At 60.8% G+C, this 17,918-nt stretch carries 16 protein-coding genes; 9 read left to right on the top strand and 7 right to left on the bottom strand.

Annotated elements, in window-relative coordinates; all coding sequences use genetic code 11:
• Window positions 1-138: 138 nt before the first annotated feature.
• Complete coding sequence (locus AACY07_RS02360) at window positions 139-1,104, bottom strand: FecR family protein (protein ID WP_339473315.1); 966 nt, start codon at window positions 1,102-1,104, stop codon at window positions 139-141.
• Window positions 1,101-1,589, bottom strand: coding sequence for a sigma-70 family RNA polymerase sigma factor (locus tag AACY07_RS02355; protein ID WP_133076322.1), 489 nt, complete (start codon window positions 1,587-1,589; stop codon window positions 1,101-1,103). Before AACY07_RS02355 ends, AACY07_RS02360 begins: the two co-directional genes overlap by 4 nt.
• A gap of 176 nt (window positions 1,590-1,765) precedes the next feature.
• On the opposite strand from AACY07_RS02355, the gene AACY07_RS02350 reads away from it, so the two are divergent.
• The 3 genes from AACY07_RS02350 (at window position 1,766) to AACY07_RS02340 (ending at window position 5,929) form a co-directional block, all read left to right on the top strand.
• Complete coding sequence (locus tag AACY07_RS02350; RefSeq protein WP_133076321.1) at window positions 1,766-2,326, top strand: RNA polymerase sigma factor; 561 nt, start codon at window positions 1,766-1,768, stop codon at window positions 2,324-2,326.
• Window positions 2,323-3,309, top strand: a complete 987-nt coding sequence (locus AACY07_RS02345) for a FecR domain-containing protein (protein WP_133076320.1) — start codon at window positions 2,323-2,325, stop codon at window positions 3,307-3,309. The genes AACY07_RS02350 and AACY07_RS02345 overlap by 4 nt, the downstream gene beginning before the upstream one ends.
• 202 nt (window positions 3,310-3,511) lie before the next feature.
• Window positions 3,512-5,929, top strand: a complete 2,418-nt coding sequence (locus tag AACY07_RS02340) for a TonB-dependent siderophore receptor (RefSeq protein ID WP_339473436.1) — start codon at window positions 3,512-3,514, stop codon at window positions 5,927-5,929.
• Between the two features lie 54 nt (window positions 5,930-5,983).
• Here AACY07_RS02340 and AACY07_RS02335 read toward each other — a convergent pair whose 3' ends face one another.
• A complete protein-coding gene (locus tag AACY07_RS02335; RefSeq protein WP_339473313.1) occupies window positions 5,984-6,856 on the bottom strand; it encodes a helix-turn-helix domain-containing protein in 873 nt (290 codons plus the stop codon).
• Window positions 6,857-6,990: 134 nt separating this feature from the next.
• Between AACY07_RS02335 and AACY07_RS02330 the strand changes: the two genes are divergently transcribed.
• On the top strand, window positions 6,991-7,887 hold the full coding sequence (locus tag AACY07_RS02330) for a DMT family transporter (protein ID WP_219261667.1): 897 nt from the start codon (window positions 6,991-6,993) through the stop codon (window positions 7,885-7,887).
• A gap of 109 nt (window positions 7,888-7,996) precedes the next feature.
• Here AACY07_RS02330 and AACY07_RS02325 read toward each other — a convergent pair whose 3' ends face one another.
• Together AACY07_RS02325 and AACY07_RS02320 are read right to left on the bottom strand one after the other, a co-directional pair.
• Entirely contained in the window at window positions 7,997-8,986 is a 990-nt protein-coding gene (locus AACY07_RS02325; RefSeq protein WP_339473312.1) for a 2-hydroxyacid dehydrogenase, read from the bottom strand.
• Window positions 8,987-9,150: 164 nt separating this feature from the next.
• Window positions 9,151-10,083 (bottom strand): LysR family transcriptional regulator, encoded by a 933-nt coding sequence (locus AACY07_RS02320; RefSeq protein ID WP_133076316.1) that lies wholly within the window; start codon window positions 10,081-10,083, stop codon window positions 9,151-9,153.
• Window positions 10,084-10,303: 220 nt separating this feature from the next.
• Between AACY07_RS02320 and AACY07_RS02315 the strand changes: the two genes are divergently transcribed.
• From AACY07_RS02315 to AACY07_RS02300, 4 genes are read left to right on the top strand one after another with little or no spacing between them, the layout of a single operon-like run.
• Window positions 10,304-11,815 (top strand): efflux transporter outer membrane subunit, encoded by a 1,512-nt coding sequence (locus AACY07_RS02315; RefSeq protein WP_339473310.1) that lies wholly within the window; start codon window positions 10,304-10,306, stop codon window positions 11,813-11,815.
• A 30-nt stretch (window positions 11,816-11,845) separates the two neighbouring features.
• Entirely contained in the window at window positions 11,846-14,032 is a 2,187-nt protein-coding gene (locus AACY07_RS02310; RefSeq protein ID WP_339473308.1) for an FUSC family protein, read from the top strand.
• Window positions 14,022-14,222 carry a DUF1656 domain-containing protein gene (locus AACY07_RS02305; protein WP_016781859.1) on the top strand — a complete coding sequence of 67 codons (201 nt, stop codon included), beginning with the start codon at window positions 14,022-14,024 and terminating at the stop codon, window positions 14,220-14,222. The genes AACY07_RS02310 and AACY07_RS02305 overlap by 11 nt, the downstream gene beginning before the upstream one ends.
• Window positions 14,223-14,232: 10 nt before the next feature.
• Window positions 14,233-15,096: an efflux RND transporter periplasmic adaptor subunit gene (locus AACY07_RS02300; RefSeq protein WP_133076313.1), complete on the top strand. Its 864-nt coding sequence runs from the start codon at window positions 14,233-14,235 to the stop codon at window positions 15,094-15,096.
• 103 nt (window positions 15,097-15,199) lie between these two features.
• Here the strand turns inward: AACY07_RS02300 and AACY07_RS02295 are convergent, their stop codons facing one another.
• Window positions 15,200-15,595, bottom strand: a complete 396-nt coding sequence (locus tag AACY07_RS02295; RefSeq protein WP_339473306.1) for a DUF4440 domain-containing protein — start codon at window positions 15,593-15,595, stop codon at window positions 15,200-15,202.
• A 13-nt stretch (window positions 15,596-15,608) separates the two neighbouring features.
• Window positions 15,609-16,832, bottom strand: a complete 1,224-nt coding sequence (locus AACY07_RS02290; protein ID WP_339473305.1) for an MFS transporter — start codon at window positions 16,830-16,832, stop codon at window positions 15,609-15,611.
• A 109-nt stretch (window positions 16,833-16,941) separates the two neighbouring features.
• On the opposite strand from AACY07_RS02290, the gene AACY07_RS02285 reads away from it, so the two are divergent.
• Window positions 16,942-17,826 (top strand): LysR family transcriptional regulator, encoded by an 885-nt coding sequence (locus tag AACY07_RS02285; protein ID WP_326397392.1) that lies wholly within the window; start codon window positions 16,942-16,944, stop codon window positions 17,824-17,826.
• Window positions 17,827-17,918: the final 92 nt, after the last annotated feature.

Raw genomic sequence — 17,918 nt, 5'->3', positions numbered from 1 at the left:
CAGCTCACAGTGTTTGAAATTTAATTGTCCCTGTAGCCGCTGCCGCAGGCTGCGATAAGGGCCGAAGGACCTTCGCTCTTAAAAAGCGCGACCCCTTCGGGCTCGATCGCAGCCTGCGGCAGCGACTACAGGTTTTGTTTAGGCCTTTGCTTCGACCGTCACCCAATACCGGGTAAAGCGCTTGATCCGCACCGGCAGGCTGACCGCCAGCAGGTCCAGCACGCGCTCGCTGTTGTCGACCGGATAGGTGCCTGAAATCAGCAAGTCGGCGACGTTCGGGTCACAGTTGAGCTGGCCCCGACGATAGCGTCCCAGCTCGGCCAGAAAGTCGGCCAGGCGCATGTGGGCGGCAACCAGCATGCCGTCGGTCCAGGCACCGCTCCCCGCATCCAGTGGGCGCGGCGGCTTCCAGTCCAGGCGATTGAAGCTCAGTTGCTGGTGGGGCTCGATCCACAGCGGGCTTCCCGAATGCGCCGTTGGGGTGAGGGCAACCCGGCCATCAAATACGGCGACCTGCGTGCGATCGCTGAACTGGCGCACATTCAAGCGTGCGGCCTGGGGCTGCAGGGCGCCGTGGGCGGTAAGTACCTGCAAGGGACGCGGATCCTGGGCTGCGGTCAGCAGCATCTCGCCTTCGAGCAAGCGAATCACCCGCTGTTGACCGTCAAGCCTCACATCAACCGAACTGGCCGTGTTGAGCTGGATCTGGCTGCCATCGTGCAATTTCAGCGTGCGGCGCTGGCCCACCGGGCTGCTGAAGTCCGCCAGCAGCGGGGTGATGGGCAATTGATCGCGCAAGCCGTAGGTCAGCGCAGAACCGGCGCCCAACAACAGCAACAGTTTCAGGGCCTGACGGCGGCTGGTGCCTTTGGGTGCATTCAAGGCGGCATGGGCCAGTGGTGACGACAAGCCGCGCAAACGCTGGTTGATCCGTTGAATATGCTCCCACGCCCGCTCGTGTTCGCTGTGGGCCTGCAGCCATTGCTGCCATGCCTGCTGGCGCCGTGGACTGAGCTCGCCGTCCTGCATTTCGATCAGCCAGTTCACGGCCTGCTCGGCGACTGCTGAACCAATGTCGGGTGCCTGGGGGAAGGCGCCGTTCACAGGGCGAAGTAGCAGCGCAGAGCCGCCTTGCTTAGATGGCGTTTGACGGTGGCGACCGAAATGCCCAGCCGGGCACCGATTTCGGCGTGGCTCAGGCCGTCGATCTGGGCCAGCAGAAAGGCGCGCTTGACTGGGGAGGGCAAACCGTCGAGCAACTGATCCAGTTCCATCAGGGTTTGCAGGATGATTGCCCGTTCTTCTTCGCTGGGGACCACCTGTTCCGGCATTTGGGCCAGCGCCTGCAGATAGGCGCGCTCCAGATCCTGGCGGCGGTAGTGATTGAACAACACACGCTTGGCAACAACCGTCAAAAAAGCCCGGGGTTCGGCCAGGGTCGGGGTTTCGCGGGCGGTCAGCAGCCGCATGAACGTGTCCTGAGCCAGGTCGGCGGCGCTTTGCGGGCAACCCAGCTTGCGCCGCAACCAGCCCGTGAGCCAGCTGTGGTGGTCCTGATACAGAACCTCGACGGTGTTTGACTGCGACAACGACCACTCCAGCTGCGCTGATAACGCTTTAGAGAACAAGAATTGTTCGCATTGTAGTGGTGCCTGATTGCATTGAGCAATCACCACTGATCAATGACAGCAGCGCACCCCGTCATCTGCTTTTGCATATGAGAATATTTATCATTAGTATCGCTTTCCTTTTAACCTGCGCGCCGATGTCCATGATCCCACCCGAACCTGAGAATGGTCCCACCCGCGAAGCCCGCCAAGGACGTGCGCATTTTCTGCAGGTGTTTTTATCCCAGCGTCCGCAAATGGAAGCGCTGGTGAGCCGTCGCGTCGGATGCCGGGCAACGGCTGCCGATCTGGTTCAGGATTTGTTTCTGCGTTTCTGGCGGCGGCCCCTGGTGCAAGTCGAAGAACTCAGCACCTATTTGCTGCGTTGCGCGGGCAACATCGCCATCGACCACTTGCGCAGCGAAGGTACGCGCGAGCGGATCAACCATCACTGGCAGCCCGAGCCTGACGCCAACGGCTGCGAGCCCCAGGCGGCGCTGGAGGCGGGCAATGATTTGCGTCAGGTGGAGGCCGCCTTGCGCAGCCTGCCTGAGCGCACGCGGCATATCTTCTTGCTCAACCGGATTCACGGTCGTACCTATGCCGAGATCGCCAAGGTCATGGGCCTGTCCCAAAGTGCCGTTGAAAAACATATGATGCGCGCCCTGGAGGCCTGCAAGGCCAGTCTGCGTGAGCCGCCATCAGAGACAGCGTTGTGATCAGTCGTTCGAAAGTTTCCGTCACCCCCGAGCAAGAGCGCACCGCACTGGCCTGGCTCAGTGTGCTGCACGATCAGCCCGATAGCGGTGACCAGGCCACATTCAGCCGCTGGCTGCAGGCCGATCCTGCCCACGCCGAGGCCTACGCCCAGGCACAAGTGGTGTGGGAGTTGAGCGAAGTGGCGGGCAGCACCCTGGCGGCCGAAGAAGCACGGGTCATGCAGCGTTATCTGTCAGCGATGAACACTTCCCGACGCAGCCGCGTCAGCCACTGGTCCGGCGGTCTGGCCATTGCTGCGTGTTTGCTGATGGTGGTCGGCGTGTTTGCAGGTTGGCAGCCAGCGCGATGGCTGGATGATCTGGGCGCTGATTATGTGAGCGCGCCGGGGCAAGTACGCACCGTAATTTTGGCCGATCAATCCAGGGTCACGCTCGATGCCGACAGCGCCATCGCGGTGAACTTCAGCGCGGGCGAACGGCATGTCGAGTTGCGCCGCGGCGTGGCCTTTTTTCACGTCACCCACACCGGTGATCCCTTTGTCGTTGATGCCGAGGGCGGCGAAGCGCGGGTGCTGGGTACCGAGTTCGAGGTGCGCCTGCAACCCGGTGGCGCGCAAGTCACGGTGCTGTCCGGGCGGGTAGGGGTCAAGGCGAGCAAGGACGCTGCGCAGCAGATTCTGATCGCCGATCAGCAAATGGCCTACGACGCTGGAGTGACCGATGCGGTGCATCGTGTCGACAGTGAGGCTCAACTGGGTTGGCGCTCGGGCTGGCTGACCTACTACAAAACGCCGCTGGTCGATGTCGTGGCAGACCTGAAGCGCTATTACCCCGGTCAGATCGTGTTGCTCAACAGCCAGTTGGGCGCCAGGCGGATCAGCGGCAGCTTTCCCAGCCAGGACCCGCAGGCGGTGCTCAATTCGTTGCAGGGCGTGCTCGGGTTCGAGCAGCACAGCGTGCTTGGGCTGATTGTGTTGCGTTGATGCCTGTGGGAGCGGGCTTGCTCGCGATGCAGGCAGCTCGGTTCGCCAGGCACATCGCGGTGATCCGATCGCGAGCAAGCCCGCTCCCACATCCAAATTTTTTTTTCAGCATCAGGTGAGGTATCCCCCGGCCACATCCGTGTAGTGCTTGAAAATGCGAAAAATTCGTATTCCGTATCAGGTCGACACACAGGTCATGAGCATGAAGTCCAGGGCAAGTTCGGTGAAACAGTGGTTGGGGGCTTCTGCTTTAGTGATGACCGGGTTGGCACTCAACCCGCTTTACGTCGCGATGGCCGCCGAGGTTGCGCAGCAGCAGGCCAGCGCGTTGTTCGATTTCAACCAGCCGGCCAAACCGCTGCCCCAGGCCCTGAACGATTTCTCACGTTTGACCGGTCTCAGCGTGGTCTATACCGACGAAGCCCCTTTCGGCCTGCAGGCTCCCGCCATCAAGGGCCGCATGAGTGCTGATCAGGCCTTGCAGCAGTTGCTCGCGCAGTCGGGCTTCAATGTGCGCCGTACCGACGCCAACACCTTCGCCCTCGAACCCCAGCCCACGGCAGGCGCCCTGAACCTGGGTGCGACTAACATCACTTCGCTGGCCTCAACCAACACCAGCTACCAGCCACCGGCCACCACTTCGGTCATGCGCGGCACGGGCTCGTCCATGGAAGTCCCGCAGACCATCAACGTGGTTGCCGCCCAGGTGATTCGCGATCAGGCGCCGCGCAATCTGGATGACGCGCTGAACAACGTCAGTGGTATCACCCAGGGCAATACGCTGGGCAGCACCCAGGACTCGGTGATGAAGCGCGGTTTTGGCGACAACCGCGACGGTTCGATCATGCGCGATGGCATGCCGCTGGTGCAGGGGCGGGCGATGAATGCCACCACTGAGCGGGTCGAAGTGCTCAAGGGGCCGGCCTCGTTGCTCTACGGGATTCAAGACCCGGGCGGCGTGGTCAACGTGGTCAGCAAAAAACCTCAGCTTGAGCAGTACAACGCACTGACGGTACGTGACTCAACCTATGGTTCGGGCAAAAACGGCAGTGGTGGCAGCCTGGACAGCACCGGCCCGCTGGGTGATTCGGGGCTGGCTTACCGGATGATCATCGACCATCAGGACGAAGATTACTGGCGAAACTTCGGTGTGCACCGCGAGACGCTGATTGCACCGTCGCTGGCCTGGTATGGCGACAACACGCAGCTGTTGCTGGCATACGAACATCGTGAATTCTTGACGCCTTTTGATCGCGGTACGGCGATCAACCCGGCCACCAATCATCCGCTGGATATTCCGGCCACGCGCCGACTGGATGAGCCGTTCAACAATATGGAAGGGCGCTCTGACCTGTACCGTCTCGAAGTCGATCACGACCTCAACGACGACTGGAAAGCCCATTTCGGCTACAGCTGGAATCGTGAGACCTACGATGCCAGTCAGGTGCGCGTCACTCAGGTCAACTCCAATGGCACCCTGACCCGTAAAATGGACGGCACCCAAGGCGCACTCACCACCGACCGCTTCTCGACCTTCAGCCTGCAGGGCAAGGTCCAGGCGGCGGGGATGCAGCATGACCTGGTGTTTGGCGTGGATGATGAATACCGCAAGATCTACCGCGCCGAGCTGATCCGCCAGGACAGCCAGTCCATGTTCAACTATGAAAACCCGGTGTATGGCAAGGAAGTTGCCGGTACCACTGTGAGCGCCAGTGACAGCAACCAGACCGACTTGCTGCGCAGTGACTCGCTCTTTGCCCAGGACTCCATCCACCTCACCGACCAATGGATTCTGGTGGCCGGGGCACGTTTTCAGAAGTACGACCAACTGGCAGGCAAGGCCATTCCGTTCAAGGCCAACACTGACACCAATGGCGTGAAATGGATCCCCCGTGCCGGACTGGTTTATCGCTACACCGATGAACTGTCGTTCTATGGCAGCTACACCGAATCGTTCAAACCCAACTCCACCATCGCGCCGCTGACAGGGGGCGTGGTACTGGATTCGGCCATTGCGCCGGAGGAGTCAAAATCCTGGGAACTGGGCGCCAAGCTCGATCTTCCCGGGCGTATCACCGGCAGCATTGCGCTGTTCGACATCCAGAAGCGCAACGTACTGGTTTCCACCACCGAGGGCCGCAATACCGTGTATTCGGCTGCCGGTGAAGTTCGATCGCGAGGGCTGGAACTGGACGTGAGCGGCCAGTTGAGCGAACAGTGGAGCCTGATCGGCAGTTACGCCTACACCGATGCCGAAGTGACCAAGGACACTAAATACGAAGGCATGCGATTGCAGAACGTGGCCAAAAACAGCGGCTCGGTGTCGGCGGTGTATGACTTTGGCAACATCGTGGGCGGTGACAAATTACGGGTTGGTGCCGGTGCCCGCTATGTGGGCGAGCGGGCGGGGGATGCCCTGAACGACTTCGACCTGCCGGGCTACACCGTGGCCGATGCCTTCGCCACCTATGACACCCGGATCGAAGGGCAGAAGGTCAAATTCCAGGTCAACGTCAAAAACCTTTTCGACCGCACTTACTACACCTCGGCGGCCAGCCGGACCTTCGTCTCGATCGGGGATGCGCGGCAAATGACATTCTCCAGCACGCTGGAGTTTTAAGGGCCGTAACCTGTGGCTTTGACTCGTTGAGGGAGCGGGCCTGCTCCCTCAACGTTACCTGAACGCCACCCGATACTCCCCCGGTGTACTGCCCAGGCTGTGCTTGAAACGGTTGGCGAAGTGGCTGGCGCTGGCAAAGCCGCAGGCCAGTGCCACGTCGCCCAGTGCCAGGGCGCTGTGGCGCAGCAAGTCGCGGGCGCGGGCCAGGCGGCGGGCCAACAGGTACTGGTGGGGCGGCACGCCGAAGCTTTCGCGGAACATGCGCGCAAAGTGATAAGGCGACAGCGCACACTGGGCCGCCAGTTGGCCGATGCTCAGGGGCTCGGCCAACTGGTGTTCGATGTAGTCGACCAGTTGGCGCCGTTGCCAGGCCGCCAGCCCGCCCTTGAGTTGCAACCCGTCACGCAAGCCTACTTGTGTCAGCACGGCATGGTCGAGCAGGGCGCCCGCCAGGCTGCTGGTCAGCAGGCGTTCGCCGGGTTCGTTCCAGTTCATGCCAATCAGTTGGTGAAAACGCCGGGTCTGCTGCTCGTCATCCTGAAAGGTGATTTCACGCAGTTGCAGTTCCCGTGGTTCGCGGTCGAGCAGGGTGATGCAGCACAGCGCAAACTGCTCCTGGCTGACATAGACATGGGCCAGGCGAATCTCGCCATTGATGATCCAGGCCGATTGATGCCCGGCGGGCAGCACGCATAACTTGCCCGGTGCGCCTCTGGCGCCGGGTGTCTCACGACGAAAAGTGCCAGTGCCGCCAGAGATGTAGCACGACAACGTGTGGTGGGTCGGTGCTTCATAGTCCCGGGTGTCGTGGTGATTGCTCCACATGGCCGCAGACATGCCGTCACCCAGTTCGGCACTGTTCTCCAGGCGCGCATTGGGCGAGCGGCCCATGGCTTGAAAGACTTGTAGGGTGTGCAGTGTGTGCATGGTCAGTTCTCCAACGCCTTGCATCCTACTCCGTAGCGCCCGGGCTGCCAGCCCCGGGCCAACAAAAGCGCAAGAATCTGCAAGTGCGCGCACAGGCTCGGGCACAGACTGAAAGCCATTGTCTGGAGTGCGCCATGAATCTTTTTTTGTATGTGTTGACCGTGCTGATCTGGGGGACCACGTGGATCGCCCTGAAGCTGCAACTGGGAGTGGTGGCGATTCCGGTGTCCATCGTGTATCGCTTTGGCCTGGCGGCGCTGGTGCTATTTGTCGTGCTGCTGCTCAGCCGCAAATTGCAGGTGATGAACAGGCGCGGGCATCTGATATGCCTGGCTCAGGGGCTGTGTTTGTTTTGCGTCAATTTCATGTGCTTTCTGACCGCCAGCCAGTGGGTGACAACGGGGTTGATCGCGGTGGTGTTTTCCACTGCAACGTTGTGGAACGCGCTGAATGCGCGGATTTTCTTCAAGCAGAAAGTCGCCCGTAACGTCATTGCCGGTGGTGCTCTGGGGATGCTCGGACTGGGTTTGTTGTTCTGGCCGGAATTAAGTGGGCATACGGCGACGCCGCAGATTTTGCTCGGATTGGGCCTGGCGTTGATCGGCACCCTGTGTTTTTCGGCGGGCAACATGCTGTCGAGCTTGCAACAGAAGGCTGGCCTCAAGCCGCTGACGACTAATGCCTGGGGCATGCTCTATGGCGCCAGCATGCTGGCGGTGTACTGCGTGTTCAGGGGTATCCCGTTCGACATGGAATGGAACGCGCGTTATGTCGGTTCGTTGCTGTATCTGGTGATACCGGGGTCGGTGATCGGTTTTACCGCGTACCTGACGCTGGTCGGGCGCATGGGCCCGGAACGGGCGGCGTATTGCACGGTGTTGTTCCCGCTGGTGGCGCTGAATGTGTCGGCCTTTGCAGAGGGCTATCAGTGGACGGCTCCGGCTTTGGCCGGGCTGGTGCTGGTGATGCTGGGTAACGTGCTGGTGTTTCGCAAGCCCAAACCGGTGGCACTGAACGCCAAGCTGGCGTGAGCCTCCCCCCTGTGGGAGCGGGCTTGCTCGCGATCGGATCGCCGAGGTGTGACTGATACACCGCGTCGCTGCCATCGCGAGCAAGCCCGCTCCCACAACAGGCCCAGCGTCAGCCCTTGAACACCTGCGGGTTGACCAGGTCTTGCGGGCGCTCACCCAGCAGGGCGCTGCGCAGGTTGACCAGCGCACGGTTGGCCATCGCCTCACGGGTTTCATGGGTGGCCGAGCCGATGTGGGGCAGGGTCACGGCATTCTTGAGCTGGAACAGCGGTGAATCGCTCAGGGGCTCTTTCTCGTAAACGTCCAGGCCCGCGCCACGAATGGTGCCGTTTTGCAGGGCTTCGATCAGGGCCGGCTCGTCGACCACCGGGCCACGGGAGATGTTCACCAGAATTGCACTTTTCTTCATCAGGCCCAGTTCGCGATGGCTGATCAAGTGTTTGGTCTTCTCGCTGAGCGGCACCACCAGGCAGACGAAATCCGCCTCGGCCAGCAGTTGGTCCAGGCTGCGAAACTGAGCGCCCAGCTCTTGCTCAAGCTCGGTCTTGCGGCTGTTGCCGCTGTACAGGATGGGCATGTTGAAACCCAGCCGTCCCCGGCGAGCAACCGCTGCGCCGATATTGCCCATGCCGACAATTCCCAGGGTTTTGCCGTACACATCGCTGCCGAACAATGCTGGCGGAACGCTGGCCTGCCACTGGCCGGCCTTGGTCCAGGCGTCCAGCTCCGCGACCCGGCGGGCGCTGCTCATGATCAGGGTAAAACCCAGGTCAGCCGTGCTTTCAGTGAGGACGTCCGGGGTGTTGGTGAGCATGATGCCGCGCTCGTTGAAATAGTCGACATCGTAGTTGTCGTAGCCCACCGACACGCTGGACACCACTTCCAGCTGTGTGGCGTTTTCCAGCTGCTTGCGTCCCAGCTTGCGGCCGACGCCGATCAATCCGTGGGCGTGGGGCAGGGCCTCATCGAACTGTGCGTTGATATCCCCCAGCTTGGGGGTGGGGGCAATGACGTTGAAGTCCTGTTGCAGGCGCTCGATCATCTCGGGGGTGACGCGGCTGAAGGCGAGTACGGTTTTCTTTGTGCTGGAAAGGCTCATCGGAACAAGGCTCATCGGCTGTCGGGAATGTAAGCACGCTAACATTCCCGCCCGCCTTGCGCCAATCCCTGTAGTCGCTGCCGAAGGCTGCGAAGGGCTGCGTAGCATCCCGTTTTCCGGAGCCAGTGAAGATCCTTTCGCAGCCTCCGGCAGCGTCTACAGGGTTAGCTGTAGGTGGTCAGCTCAGTCTGGTGTGCGGTCAAAATTTCCGGCAGCGAGCCGCGCAAGTACTCGACCCAGGTCTTGATCTTGGCATCCAGGTACTGGCGCGACGGGTAGATGGCGTACAGGTTCAGTTCCTGGGAGCGGTACTTGGGCAGCATGCGCACCAGTGTGCCGTTGCGCAGACCCTCGATGGCGGCATAGACCGGCAATACGCCCACACCCATGCCGCTGGTGATCGCGGTTTTCATCGCATCGGCTGAGTTGACCAGAAACGGCGAGGAGTTGATCAGGACCATTTCCTGGCCTTCCGGCCCTTCGAACACCCATTTGTCCAGTGCAATCACCGGGCTGACCAGGCGCAGGCAGGCGTGGTTGAGCAGGTCACTGGGTGTGGTTGCGGTGCCGTTGGCTTTCACGTATCCGGGCGATGCGCAGACGATGCTGTAGGTGATGCCCAGGCGCTGGGACACAAAGCCCGAATCCGGTAGCTCACTGGCCAGCACGATGGAGACGTCGTAACCCTCATTGAGCAAGTCCGGCACGCGATTGGCCAAGGTCAGGTCGAAGGTCACATCCGGGTGAGTCTTGCGATAGCGGGCAATGGCGTCGATCACAAAGTGCTGGCCGATCCCGGTCATGGTATGCACTTTCAACTGGCCGGCAGGGCGCGAGTGGGCGTCGCTGGCCTCGGCTTCGGCTTCTTCGACGTAAGCCAGGATTTGCTCGCAGCGCAGCAAGTAACGTTTGCCGGCTTCGGTCAGGGCGATGCGGCGGGTGGTGCGGTTAAGCAGACGTGTTTGCAGGTGGGCCTCAAGGTTGGAGACCGCGCGCGAGACGTTGGCAGTGGTTGTGTCCAGCATGACGGCTGCAGCCGTGAAACTTCCGGCTTCGGCCACGCAACTGAAGGCGCGCATGTTTTGCAAAGTGTCCATGAAGTGCTCTCAAGGGGCGATATAGGGGACAGCAACCGATTACACATCAACAAATTGTGACATGAAGTTTCGGACATTACTGGCCGGTTTTCATTCGACTAACGGATTATCCCAAGAACGGTAATAAAGATTCACATTTATGCCCGCTTATCGTGGTGCCTGCCAAGCCATAGACTTCTCTATCTCAAGTATCCCCCCTCCTTTTCAGGAATTTGCAGCAGTGCAGCGTCGCATCAGCAGAGAGCTTAAAGCCCTCAGTGTTCTGGCTTTATCGTTAGCATTAAATGGCTGCATCGGTTTTGGTGGTATTGCGCCCAAGGGCACGATGTTGCCAGCCAATGCCCTGGCCACCGACGAGGCGATTCAAAGCGCCGCGAAAGACGCAAACTGGCCCAAAGCCCAATGGTGGCACGCTTACGGCGACCCGCAACTGGATGAGTGGATCAGTCTGGCTGTTCAGGGTAGTCCAACCCTGGCAATGGCTGCTGCCCGAGTACGCCAGGCCAGGGCGATGGCGGGGGTTGCCGAGTCGGCCGAGTCATTGCAAATCAACGGTGAGTCGACCCTCAAGCGGCACAACTGGCCGTCGGACCAGTTCTATGGCCCCGGCGCGCTGGACAACTCTACGACCTGGGACAACAACGCCGCACTGGGCTTCAGCTTTGCGCTGGACCTGTGGGGCCGTGAAAGCAATGCCACCGAGCAGGCCCTGGACATGGCGCACATGAGTGCAGCAGAGGCCCGTCAGGCCCAGCTCGAACTGCAGAACAATGTGGTTCGCGCCTATATCCAGCTGTCTCTGCATTACGCCCAGCTCGACATCATCGAATCGACCCTGCATCAGCAGGAGCAGATCCTCGATCTGGCGCAAAAGCGTCTGGACGGCGGCATCGGTACACATTTTGAAGTCAGTCAGGCGCAAGCGCCGCTGCCCGAGATCCATCGCCAGATTGACGCCCGGGAAGAAGAAATCGCCCTGACCCGCAACCAGTTGGCGGCGCTGGCCGGCAAAGGTCCGGGCGAGGGCGCACGGCTGAAACGTCCGACCCTTGCCTTGAACACGGCACTCAAGCTGCCATCGGCCCTGCCTGCGCAATTGCTGGGGCAACGTCCGGACGTGGTCGCCAGCCGCTGGGAAGTGGCGGCGCAGGCCCGAGGCATCGATATCGCCCATGCCGGCTTCTACCCCAACGTGGACCTGGTTGGCAGCATCGGTTTCATGGCCACCGGGGGGAGCGCGCTGGGCTTTTTGACCGGCAAGAAACTCAACTACAACGTCGGTCCGGCGATTTCGCTGCCGATTTTTGACGGCGGCCGTCTGCGCTCGGAACTGGGCGTGGCGTCCGGTGGTTACGACATGGCCGTGGCCAAGTACAACCAGACGCTGGTGACAGCGCTCAAGGGTATTTCAGATCAGTTGATCAAGCGCGAATCGATGGAAAAACAGCAGGTCTTCGCCGCCGAGTCGGTGCAGGCCGCACAGAAAACCTATGACATCGCCGTGGTCGCGTTCCAGCGTGGGCTGACCGACTACCTCAACGTACTGAATGCCCAAACCCTGCTGTTCAAGCAGCAGCAGATCGAGCAGCAGGTCCAGGCGGCCCGCCTGAGTGCCCATGCCGAGCTGGTCACTGCTCTGGGTGGCGGCCTTGGGGCAGGTTTTGATGTCCCCAGGGATGATCGCTATGTCCCCGAAAAACCCCCGGCCGTCATGGCGCTGTTCAATCACTAACCCCCCGATGGCCATTTTGAGAGCCTGTAGATGAACCACTTGCCCGCCCCGGTACGCTGGCTGTATTCCCTGGAATGGCGCCGTGGCTTTTTTGACTGGGCACGCAGTGATGGCGTGACCTGGGTGCATATTTTCAAAGTGCTGGTCGCGGCCTTCCTGACCCTGTGGCTGGCCATGCGTCTTGAGCTGCCGCAACCGCGCACGGCGATGATCACCGTGTTTATCGTGATGCAGCCGCAAAGTGGCCAGGTGTTCGCCAAAAGCTTTTACCGGTTTTTGGGCACCCTTACCGGCTCGGCAGTGATGGTCGCGCTGATCGCTTTGTTTGCCCAAAACACCGTGTTGTTTCTCGGTGCGATGGCGATCTGGGTCGGTATCTGCTCGGCCGGTGCAGCCCGTTGCCGCAACTTTCGCGCCTATGGTTTTGTACTGGCCGGCTACACCGCGGCTATGGTTGGCCTGCCTGCGCTGGCGCACCCTGAAGGGGCCTTCATGGCTGCGGTGTGGCGGGTGCTCGAGATCTCGCTGGGCATCCTGTGTGCCACGGTGGTCAGCGCTGCCATTTTGCCTAAAACCGCTGGCGCGGCCATGCATGACGCGCTGTATAAGCGCTTTGGTGTGTTCGCCGGTTTCGTTGCCGAAGGCTTGCGCGGCCAGTCCTCCCAGGAGGCCTATGAAGCCAGCAATGTGCGCTTTATCGCTGAGAGCGTAGGGCTGGAAGGCATGCGCAGCGTAACGGTGTTTGAAGACCCGCACATGCGTCGTCGCAGTGGCCGCCTGAGCCGCCTGAACAGCGAGTTCATGGCCATCACCACGCGCTTCAATGCCCTGCACCAGTTGCTCGCACGTTTACGCAGCCGTGGCGTGGTGGACGTGGTGTCGGCCATTGAGCCCGAGCTGGAAATGCTCGCTCAATTGCTCGACACCTACTCCGGTCGCTCGATGACCGATAAAGATGCGGCCTTGCTGGCCGAGCAACTGGATGTGTTCAAGGCGAGCCTGCCGGGGCACGTCCGTGCACTGCGGGTGAAGTTCCTGGAAAGTGAGCCCGGCTCATCGGACCTTCTGGACTTCAACACGGCTTACGAACTGTTGTTCCGCTTTGTCGACGACTTGCACAACTATGCACTGACTCACGCCTCGCTGGCCGATCACACCCACGAACGGGAGTGCTGGGACCAGCCCTTTATCTCGCAAACCAACTGGTGGTCTGCCGCTGCCTCGGGGATCAGGGCCGCGTTCATTCTGGTGGTGCTCGGCACCTATTGGGTGATGACCGCCTGGCCTAGCGGCGCCACCATGACCCTGGTCGCTGCCGCCACCGTGGGCTTGTCTGCCGCCACGCCAAACCCCAAGCGCATGGCGTTTCAGATGGCTTGCGGCACCTTTATCGGGGCGCTGGTGGGTTTTGTCGAAATGTTCTTCGTACTCCCCAACATCGACGGCTTCCCGCTGCTGTGCCTGGTGCTGACGCCGGTGATTGTTTTTGGTTCGTTCCTGACCTCGCGGGCCAATTACGCCGGGGTCGGCCTGGGCCTGCTGATTTTTTTCAGCATCGGTTCGGTCCCCGACAACCTGACGATCTACAACCCGTACCAGTTCATCAATGACTACATCGCAATGGTGCTGGGCATGCTGGTCTGCGCTGCTGCGGGGGCAATTATTTTGCCGCCCAACAGCCGTTGGTTGTGGAGCCGTCTGGAACAGGACCTGCGCGAGCAAGTGGTGTACGCCATCAGCGGCAAGTTGCGTGGCCTGAGCTCCAGCCTGGAAAGTCGTACCCGCGACCTGATGCACCAGGCCTATGGCCTGGCCGCCGGCAAACCCCAGGTACAGCGTGAACTGTTGCGCTGGATGTTTGTGGTGCTGGAAGTCGGCCACGCGATTATCGAGCTGCGTAAAGAGCAGGCGATTTTGCCGGTTCACCCGGCTTACGCCCCGGCCCAGCCGTGGCGTCAGGCCATTCGGGTGATGGGCCGGGCACTGGTCCGGCTGTTTATCGCCCCCAGCGAGAGCAACCTGGAGCGTGCGCTGATTGCCGTCGACCACGCCATTGGCCGGGTGCAATCCACCGACGAACCGTTTGCCCGCAACTTCGACACCTCGGCGCTGGTCCGGGTGCAAAGCTACCTGCACTTTATCCGTACTTCACTGCTCGACCCGCAATCGCCGCTGGCCGCCTACGCCCAGCCGCAAGGACTAGAACATGCCTCGTGAAATCGCCTTCCACGGCGTCTACATGCCCACCATGACCCTGATGTTTTTTATCGCGGCGGGGTTGGCATGGGGCTTTGACCGACTGTTTTCCGGCTACGACCTGTACCGCTTCTTCTGGCACCCGGCGCTGTTGCGCCTGAGCCTGTTTGCCTGTCTTTTTGGCGCCATGGCGCTCACTGTTTACCGTTGAGACCGATCCGATGAAAAAGTTCTTCAGCCTGCTCGCCACCTTGCTGGTTTTGGCCCTTGCGATATGGATCGGCCGAACCCTGTGGGAACATTACATGAACACTCCGTGGACCCGTGATGGACGGGTGCGGGCCGATATCATCAACGTTGCGGCCGACGTCAACGGCTATGTGGTCGGCGTGCCGGTCAAGGATAACCAGTGGGTGAAAAAGGGCGATGTGCTGCTGGAAATCGACCCCGAGCATTACCAGATCGTGGTCAGGCAGGCACAGTCCCTGGTGGCATCCCGCAAGGCGACCTGGGAAATGCGCAAGGTCAACGCCCATCGCCGGGCCGACATGGACAGTCTGGTGATCTCCCGCGAAAACCGTGACGACGCCAGCAACATCGCCGACTCGGCCCTGGCCGATTATCAGCACGCCCTGGCTCAACTGGACGCTGCGCAGCTCGATCTCAAACGCACCAAAGTGTTGGCCACCGTCGACGGCTACGTGACTAACCTCAACGTGCATCGCGGTGACTATGCACGGGTGGGTGATCCGAAAATGGCCGTGATCGACCAGGATTCGTTCTGGGTGTATGGCTTTTTTGAAGAAACCAAGCTGCCGCACATCCGCGTGGGCGACAAAGCCGATCTGCAAATGATGAGCGGTGAAGTGTTGAAGGGCCACGTCGAGAGCATCTCCCGCGGCATCTACGACCGCGACAACCCCGAGAGCCGTGAACTGGTGGCGGACGTAAACCCTACGTTCAACTGGGTGCGTCTGGCGCAGCGGGTGCCGGTGCGCATCCACATCGATGAAATCCCGGAGGGTTTCCTGCTGGCAGCGGGTACGACGTGTACGGTGATCGTGGATCAGGGCAAGGCCGAGTAATGTGGGAGCGGGCTTGCCCGCGATGGCCACGACGCGGTTTAACTGAAACTGCGCAGTGACTGCATCGCGAGCAAGCCCGCTCCCACACGATCGAGACCGGGGTTCAAGCCGCGCAAAACGTCTCGTGCAAATGCCGCCACAGTACCTTGCCGCTGGCGTCTTTCTCGAATACCACGGTGGCGCGGCGGTCGGTGCGGTTGCCGTTATGCTCTTCCTGCAGCTCGCGGTAACTGACCACTGCACCGCCCGCGTGCAGGGCAATACCCTTGAACTCGTTGAGGGTGATGTTCAGGCCCGGGCGCGCACCGCGCAGTTGTTCAAACAGTGCTTCAACGCCATCGATATCCAGCACTGTGCCGCTGGGTGCAATCATCGAAAACTGCGGCGAAAAACGTCCCAGTAGAACTGGCAACACGCCGGGCTCCAGCCCGGAAAACCAGCCTTCAATCTCGACGTGGGTTTCGGTTACAAGGTCGAAGTAGCTCGCATAATCAGTCATCAGGATCTCCAGGTCAGGGTGCGAGCAAGGCAAGCACGCGGGGTGTATCGAGGCGTAGAACGGGAATAAGCGGCACCAGCGTCAATGCGCACCCGATGGCAAAGCATAGGGCAAAGGCGTGGTGCGTCGAGGTGATCGCGGTCAATGCACCAAACAGCGCCATCATCAGCGCCGGGCCAAGCAGAAAACTCAACTGGCGGTTGATATTGAAGAGTGCGCTGGCATGACCCATGTGCTCGGGCGAGATGTCGATAAATGCCGTGTTCTGCGCGGTACTGCTGCTCAGGCTGCCGCCAAATCCCATCAGCGCGTACAGCGCCATTGGCAGCCAGGTGCTGGAAGCATCGATCTGGATCAACAGGGCAATGCCGACGGCTTGTGCGCCCATGCCCAACAGCAACAAGGGTTTGGGGCCAAGGCGGTTGAACTGGTAACGGCTCAGTGTAATGCCCAGCGCCGACGCCAGCGCCCAGGGCAGCATCAGCGCACCGGTTTGCGTGGCGCTGAAACCCAGTTGGTGCAAATACAAAATACTCACCAGTTGCGTGCCGATAAAAATGCCGGGAATAAACAGGTAGGCAAGCATCGCCACTTGCAGCAACGGGCCTTTGAGCAAGCGGCCCATGCCGATGGCACCCGCCCGTACACGCTGATAATCCAGAGGAGGCGGGTTTTGCAGGCGTGGTTCGGATTTGAGCCAATAACCGGCCAGCAGCAGGGTGAGCAGGGCCAGCGGCAGATTGGCGTAAAACACCCAGCGCCAGGACATCGCTTCGACCATCCAGCCCCCCAGGGCTGGCGAGAGTGCGGGCACCAGCAGGGCTACCAGCAAGATCACCGAAGTCAGGCGCGCCCGGTCACGGATCGGAAAGTGCCGATAGGCCATGGCCTGACCGACCGGTATCAGCAGTCCGCCACCGAGTCCCTGAAGCAGGCGCCAGCCAATCAGTGCCTCGATCGAAGCCGCCCGGGCCACGCACCACGACGCCACACTGAACAGCAGCAGGGAAAGTACGATCAGGCGTTTTTCCCCCACCCGCTGTGTCAGCCAGACACTGGGCACGATGATCAGGATCAGCCCGAGCATGTAGGCATTGCCGATCCACGCCAGCTGAGTGACTGAAGCCTGCAGCTCCTGGCTGATGTCCGGGTAGGCAATCGAGGCGGCGAACATGTTGACCAGGTCCAGCGCAAAGCCCAGTAGATACACCCCTGCGATTTTGTTGCGGTAGGCCATGGTCGGCTCCTTGACTGGAGGCCGCACAGTAAGCAGCTTTTGCGTGTGGAGGAACCGTCCGCTCGCTGCTAGATTGTCAAAATTATTTTGACAATAGGTGGAATGTTGCATGGTTAGCCTCGATCGATTCGACACCTTCAAAGCCGTTGTCGAGGCTGGTTCGCTGACGGCGGCCGCAGATCTGCTGGGACAAACCCGTGCTGTGGTCAGTTTCAATATCAAGCGGCTCGAGGCCGAACTGGGTGTGACCTTGCTGACGCGCAACACCCGAAGGCTGGCCCTCACCGAGGCCGGTGAGCGTTTTTATGTGCATTGCCTGAGCATGCTGCAGGCGGCCAGGCTGGCGATTGACGAAGCCCGCAGCGAACACACCCAACTCAAGGGCACCCTGCGTATCACTACCACGGTGGAGTATGCGCTGGCCAAGGTCGTGCCGGCGCTTGAGCTGTTTCGCACCGTGCACCCCGATCTCAATGTGCATTTGTCGACATCGTCGACCCACGCGGATCTGATCTCGGAGCGTTTCGATGTGGCCTTGAGACTGGGCCGGGTTCTTGATTCCAGTCATCGTGCCGTGCAGTTGAGTACGTTCGAGATTGTGCCCGTGGCGTCCCCGTCCTTTGTCGCCAGCGTGGCGCCCATCAACAGCGTGCAGGCCCTGGAGCAAACGCCGTGGCTGGAGCATGGCCGGGTGGGGGAATTGAACATTACCGAGTTGAGCAGTGGCCTGGTCAGGCCTTACCAGCCCAACCCTTCGCGGGCGCGGATCAAGGCGCAAAACTCATCGGTACTGCAGGCTTTTGCCTTGACGGGGCAGGGTGTGGCGATCTTGCCCGACTGGCTGGTCGAGGAGGACTTGCGGGCCGGGCGACTGGTGCGGCTGCTGCCCGGCTGGCAACTGACCCGCCAGGGGGTTTATGCGCTTTACCCTGATACCCGTCATCTACCGCTGAAAGTGCGGGTATTTATCGATTTCATGAAGGCCCATGCGTGAACGTGGTTTCGCAAACACTGTGGGAGCGGGCTTGCTCGCGATACAAACGCTGCGGTCTTTCAGGAAAACCGAGGAGATGCCATCGCGAGCAA

The sequence above is a fragment of the Pseudomonas sp. RL_5y_Pfl2_69 genome, from assembly GCF_963970465.1.
GTDB lineage: Bacteria > Pseudomonadota > Gammaproteobacteria > Pseudomonadales > Pseudomonadaceae > Aquipseudomonas.
This window is presented reverse-complemented; position numbering and strand designations above follow the sequence as displayed.

Excerpts from the sequence above, each read along its gene's own strand:
- AACY07_RS02350 (WP_133076321.1), top strand. The coding sequence starts at position 1,766 with ATGTCCATGATCCCACCCGAACCTGAGAATGGTCCCACCCGCGAAGCC.
- AACY07_RS02340 (WP_339473436.1), top strand. The coding sequence starts at position 3,512 with ATGAAGTCCAGGGCAAGTTCGGTGAAACAGTGGTTGGGGGCTTCTGCT.
- AACY07_RS02335 (WP_339473313.1), bottom strand. The coding sequence starts at position 6,856 with ATGCACACACTGCACACCCTACAAGTCTTTCAAGCCATGGGCCGCTCG.
- AACY07_RS02330 (WP_219261667.1), top strand. The coding sequence starts at position 6,991 with ATGAATCTTTTTTTGTATGTGTTGACCGTGCTGATCTGGGGGACCACG.
- AACY07_RS02325 (WP_339473312.1), bottom strand. The coding sequence starts at position 8,986 with ATGAGCCTTTCCAGCACAAAGAAAACCGTACTCGCCTTCAGCCGCGTC.
- AACY07_RS02320 (WP_133076316.1), bottom strand. The coding sequence starts at position 10,083 with ATGGACACTTTGCAAAACATGCGCGCCTTCAGTTGCGTGGCCGAAGCC.
- AACY07_RS02310 (WP_339473308.1), top strand. The coding sequence starts at position 11,846 with ATGAACCACTTGCCCGCCCCGGTACGCTGGCTGTATTCCCTGGAATGG.
- AACY07_RS02305 (WP_016781859.1), top strand. The coding sequence starts at position 14,022 with ATGCCTCGTGAAATCGCCTTCCACGGCGTCTACATGCCCACCATGACC.
- AACY07_RS02300 (WP_133076313.1), top strand. The coding sequence starts at position 14,233 with ATGAAAAAGTTCTTCAGCCTGCTCGCCACCTTGCTGGTTTTGGCCCTT.
- AACY07_RS02295 (WP_339473306.1), bottom strand. The coding sequence starts at position 15,595 with ATGACTGATTATGCGAGCTACTTCGACCTTGTAACCGAAACCCACGTC.
- AACY07_RS02290 (WP_339473305.1), bottom strand. The coding sequence starts at position 16,832 with ATGGCCTACCGCAACAAAATCGCAGGGGTGTATCTACTGGGCTTTGCG.
- AACY07_RS02285 (WP_326397392.1), top strand. The coding sequence starts at position 16,942 with ATGGTTAGCCTCGATCGATTCGACACCTTCAAAGCCGTTGTCGAGGCT.